At 53.2% G+C, this 4,322-nt stretch carries 4 protein-coding genes; 2 read left to right on the top strand and 2 right to left on the bottom strand.

From position 1 onward, the window contains the following. Positions 1 to 1,302: TonB-dependent receptor (locus ABYP39_RS17635; protein ID WP_372783905.1), on the top strand; the 1,302-nt coding region annotated here is incomplete at its 5' end. A 150-nt stretch (positions 1,303 to 1,452) separates the two neighbouring features. Further along, positions 1,453 to 2,064: a hypothetical protein gene (locus ABYP39_RS17630; RefSeq protein WP_372783903.1), complete on the top strand. Its 612-nt coding sequence runs from the start codon at positions 1,453 to 1,455 to the stop codon at positions 2,062 to 2,064. A 58-nt stretch (positions 2,065 to 2,122) separates the two neighbouring features. Here the strand turns inward: ABYP39_RS17630 and ABYP39_RS17625 are convergent, their stop codons facing one another. Continuing rightward, positions 2,123 to 3,226, bottom strand: coding sequence for a fatty acid desaturase (locus ABYP39_RS17625; RefSeq protein WP_372783901.1), 1,104 nt, complete (start codon positions 3,224 to 3,226; stop codon positions 2,123 to 2,125). A gap of 9 nt (positions 3,227 to 3,235) precedes the next feature. Next, positions 3,236 to 4,322, bottom strand: a 1,087-nt coding sequence (locus ABYP39_RS17620) for a flavin reductase family protein (RefSeq protein ID WP_372783899.1), incomplete at its 5' end; no start/stop codon positions are given.

The following is a 4,322-nucleotide window of genomic DNA, read 5'->3' as shown; positions in this document are numbered from 1 at the left end:
ACCAACATTCTGGGCTTTCGAAATTACGGTAGCGAGGGTGTAAGTGATATCGATGCCTCACCGACAACGCTCTTCCATGCTGGCTTTGAAACCCGGCAGGAGCAGGTGAGCAATGAGTTTCGCTTCAATGGTCGCCTTGGCGAGAAGATAGATCTGACCGCAGGTCTGTATTACTTCGATCAGCAAGTTAAATATCAGGAAAATCGCGTGGTTCGCGCACTTCCTTCGGCCGCATTTGCACATTTTTATGGTGGCGGTATTCAGGATCACGACACTTGGGGTGTTTTTACCTCGGTCGATTACTTGATGTCGGAAACGCTCACCCTTACTGCGGGCTGGCGTTTCTCGAAAGAAAGCAAAGACGCAAAAATCAGAACCTTGCAGGCGACTATTATTGGCGCCCAGAGACCTGCCGATGTTGTGCCTGCAGGCCAGTGTGACGTGATGGGTGGCAACTGTGCCTTCGACTTTAAAGATGATAAGTCATGGTCCAACATCACGCCCAAAATCGGTGCCACCTGGACCCCGACGGATCAGCTACAAGTCTATTCGTTTGTGACTAAAGGCTTTAGAAGTGGCGGCTATAATCTTCGCAACACCGCTCCGGCATTTGCTCCCGGTCCATTTGACGAAGAGACACAGAACAGCTTCGAAGTTGGCGCCAAGTACGACACAGCGGATGGCCGGGGTCGCCTGAACGTAGCCGCGTTTTATAACCAGATAGAGGATATGCAGCGGGAAGTCAATTTGCCTTCGGGCGGTTCTGGCGTAGTGCAAATTGTTCGTAACACAGCTGATGCTGAACTCATGGGGATCGAGTTGGAAGGACGTTATGCCGTGCTGTCCGATCTGGTAGTCAACATGTCACTGGGTTACGTCGAAGGCGAATACCGGGAAGTGAAGTTTGACCTCAACGGCGACGGTTTGGTGAATGGCCAGGATGGCGAGTTGGATCTGCCCCGGTTGGCACCGCTTACCGGCAGTCTCGGTGTTATCTACGACCAGAATATTGGTGACTTCGGTTTTGCAACTGCCCAGCTCAGCTATAGCCACCGCGATGAATCGGCCTATACCGATAACAACCGTGGCACCCTGAACGATGCCAATATGGTGGATGCGACCCTGTCTTTGTCGCCCAACTCCGAAGCATGGACAGTGTCTCTTTACGGAAAAAACCTGCGAGATGAAAGCACGGAAGGCGGTGATACCCAGCTACCTTTCGGTGCTCTGGGGGTGACAACTTTCTCGCCGCTCAACAAAGGCCGCGTAATTGGTGCTGAGTTTAAAGTCCGATTTAATTAGCAGCGTTTCTCCAACTGCTTCTTGCCAGCATTTGCTGGCTTTTTTTTGTCTTTATACATTGAGGGTTCGCACGTGAATATGCACAACTCATAGCGCTTGTTATGCGGTCGCGGCATCGGTAAATTGATTAATTCACTACGATAGGGATAAATGATGACAAAGACAATTTTCACCTACCTCTGTATTGCCGCACTGGCTTTGCCGGTTGCCGGCGCGTTTGCGGACGACGATAGCGAATCGGCGAAGCCAAAGACGGTTAAAGATCATTCGGACAAAGACAAGGCCGATAAAAAGGATAAGAAAAAAGACAAGGATAAAAGCAAGGATAAAGAAGAGGCCAAATCCAAGAATAAGCACAAGAATAAGAACAAGTACAAATCAGATGACGATCACGATGGCCATGACCAGGCAGCTAGCAAAGGCAAAAAGGAGGGTTGGGTTGATGGCATGCCTCCAGGCCAAACTAAGAAATCTGGCGAAGGCAAAGTAAAGCACAAAGATCGTGACCACGAGCATGGCGACGCCGATCGCGACGGACATAATCATCACGACGGCCATAGTGGTGATGTCGCCGAGAGCAAGCCCAAGCCGGCGCCGGATGCAGGTAAGGATGGAACTCAACCGCCAGCGACTAGCGAAGAAATCCTGACGGATATTGCCAAGGGTGAAGCTGCCCGACGCGCAGGTGCTGCACCCGGTAGTGCAGCTGAAGCCTTAATCCATATTGGCACTGATGCGGCTATTGAGCGGGCTAAGAAGTAAGGAAGAAAAATAGTAAGGCTAGGCGCTCGGCTTAGCCTTACCTGATGACCCCGGGGCTTTATGCAGTGCTTGCTTCGGTTGATAGAGGTTTCATGGCCGAGGCGCTAGACGGTAGCGAGTGCCGCAAGATCCGATAAAGTACCTGAGAAAACTGGCGGGCTAATGACCCTACGTTGTAGTGCTGGCCATATTTTTCGCACAGGGCTTTAACTTCAACAGATAGAGCCGCATAGCGTCGTGCGGGTACCGTTGGAAACAGGTGGTGCTCGATCTGATGGCTCAAATTTCCCGACAAAATATGAAACAGCTTGCCGCCGCGCAGGTTGGACGAGCCGCGCATTTGCCGCAGGTACCACTGGCCGCGTGTTTCGTTTTCCAGCACCGAAACAGGAAAGACCTGCGCATTGGCCGTGAAATGCCCACAGAAAATAATCATATAGGTCCACAGGTTGCGTATCAGGTTTGCCACCAGGTTGCCGGTGAATACCGTTAAAAAGAAGGGGCCTGCTAGTAGCGGGTAGAATAAATAGTCGCGTAGCAGTTGCCGCTTAACTTTCTTCGACAGTGGCTTTAAACCCTTTTTAAGCTCCTCTTTAGATTTTCGACCGCTGGCGACTTTACCCAGTTCCAAATCCTGAATGGCCACACCCCATTGAAAGAGGAGCGCCAACAGAGCGGCCCACAGCGGCTGCAGCAGGTAGAAGGGGCGCCAGCGCTGTTCGGGGAACAGGCGCAGCAGACCGTAACCAACGTCCGAATCCTTGCCTTTTATATTGGTGTAGGTGTGGTGCTCGTAGTTGTGCGTTTTGCGCCAGTCGTCGCTGGTTCCGGCGATATCCCATTCGTAGTTTTTGCCGCTCAGCTGGGGATCGTTCATCCAGTCGTACTGGCCGTGCATGACGTTGTGGCCCAGCTCCATATTCTCCAGAATTTTTGAAATACCCAGTACTAAAGCGCCTAAAAGCCACAGTGGCGGAAACACAATGGCGCCATAGAGAAAGGCTCGCCCGAGTACCTCGCTATAGCGCACGGCTTTGACAATGCGGCGTATATAGCGCGCGTCGACTTCACCAACATCGGCGAGTTCACGTTGTTTTAAAGCGTCCAGTTCGGCACCGAATTCTTTCATTTCGGCCGGGGTCAATGCTCTGCTATGGGTCATGGTTGTGTCCTAGAGATCGAGAATTAAGTTGCTGCGAGCCTGGCTGATACACAGGCGCGTAGAGTTGCCCGTATTGAGCAGGCCGGTACTGGTGTCGAGCGTACTGCCCTCACGGGTGGGGCAGCTGCAGGTGTTGCAGATGCCCAGGCGGCAGCCGCTCTCCACGGCTATACCGGCTGATTCCAGTGTCGTCAGCAAGTTGCTGTGGCTGGATACCTCGATGCTGGTGCCGGAGCGGAGCAGCTCGACCCGATAAAAGGTTTCGGCTTCTTCCGAGTTGCGGGTAACAGGCGAGGCCGTGAATGCTTCGGCGTGTATACGCTCTATGCCCAATGCGCTGCAAATCTGGCGCGCGCTCTCGACAAAGCCGCCACCACCGCAGATGAAGCTGTGCACGGTCGGCGAATCTTGTGCTTGCAGGGAAAACCCTGGGTCTAGTTCCGGGCTTATTTCAGGGTCTAGCTCGTCAATTAGCGTCAGGATCTGTGCTTTGCTGATTCGGCCATGCGGCTGGCTATTCGCCTTGCTGCGCGTGGAGATGCGCTGAATATTTAATTGTGAGCTCGCTTCGAGCGCGGCAAGCTCTGCGTCGAAGCAAAAATGCTCAGCGCTTTTGTCCCAGTAAAGCAGCGTGATGCTGCCTTGATGGCCCTTGTTAATCGCGTCCCGAATCAAACTATAGAGTGGCGTAATACCACTACCGGCGCCGAGGAAAAGTAACTTGTCGTTTTTCCTCACGCTGCAGTCAGCCAGTGTCATGTCGCCAAATACCTCGCCAATTTCCAGCGTCGTGCCTATGCGGGCGTTTTCATAGAGCCAATTGCTCATCAGGCCCTCAGGCTCGCGGCGCAAGGTGATGGAGAGATCGCGCTCGCCTGGCAGGCTGGTCAGGCTATAGCTGCGGCTTATGCGGCGGCCTTCGATCACGGCGCTAAGGTTTACGTGCTGGCCGCTTTGGTAGGCAGGCATATTGCGGTTTGGTCGCAGCCGCAGGGTAAAACAATCTGCGCTCTCGTCTGTGCGTGCTACAACGCGAGCAAAACAGCGCTGCCAGGCAGAGATGCTGCCCAGTTCCTGCGCCCAGAAGTCATATTGT

Origin of the sequence: Litorivivens sp., assembly GCF_041625495.1 — a bacterium.
In the GTDB taxonomy this organism is placed as follows: Bacteria; Pseudomonadota; Gammaproteobacteria; order Pseudomonadales; family Spongiibacteraceae; genus Litorivivens.
This window is presented reverse-complemented; position numbering and strand designations above follow the sequence as displayed.

What these genes read in the sequence shown, in the direction of transcription:
- ABYP39_RS17630 (WP_372783903.1), top strand. Translation starts at nt 1,453, where the DNA reads ATGATGACAAAGACAATTTTCACCTACCTCTGTATTGCCGCACTGGCT.
- ABYP39_RS17625 (WP_372783901.1), bottom strand. Translation starts at nt 3,226, where the DNA reads ATGACCCATAGCAGAGCATTGACCCCGGCCGAAATGAAAGAATTCGGT.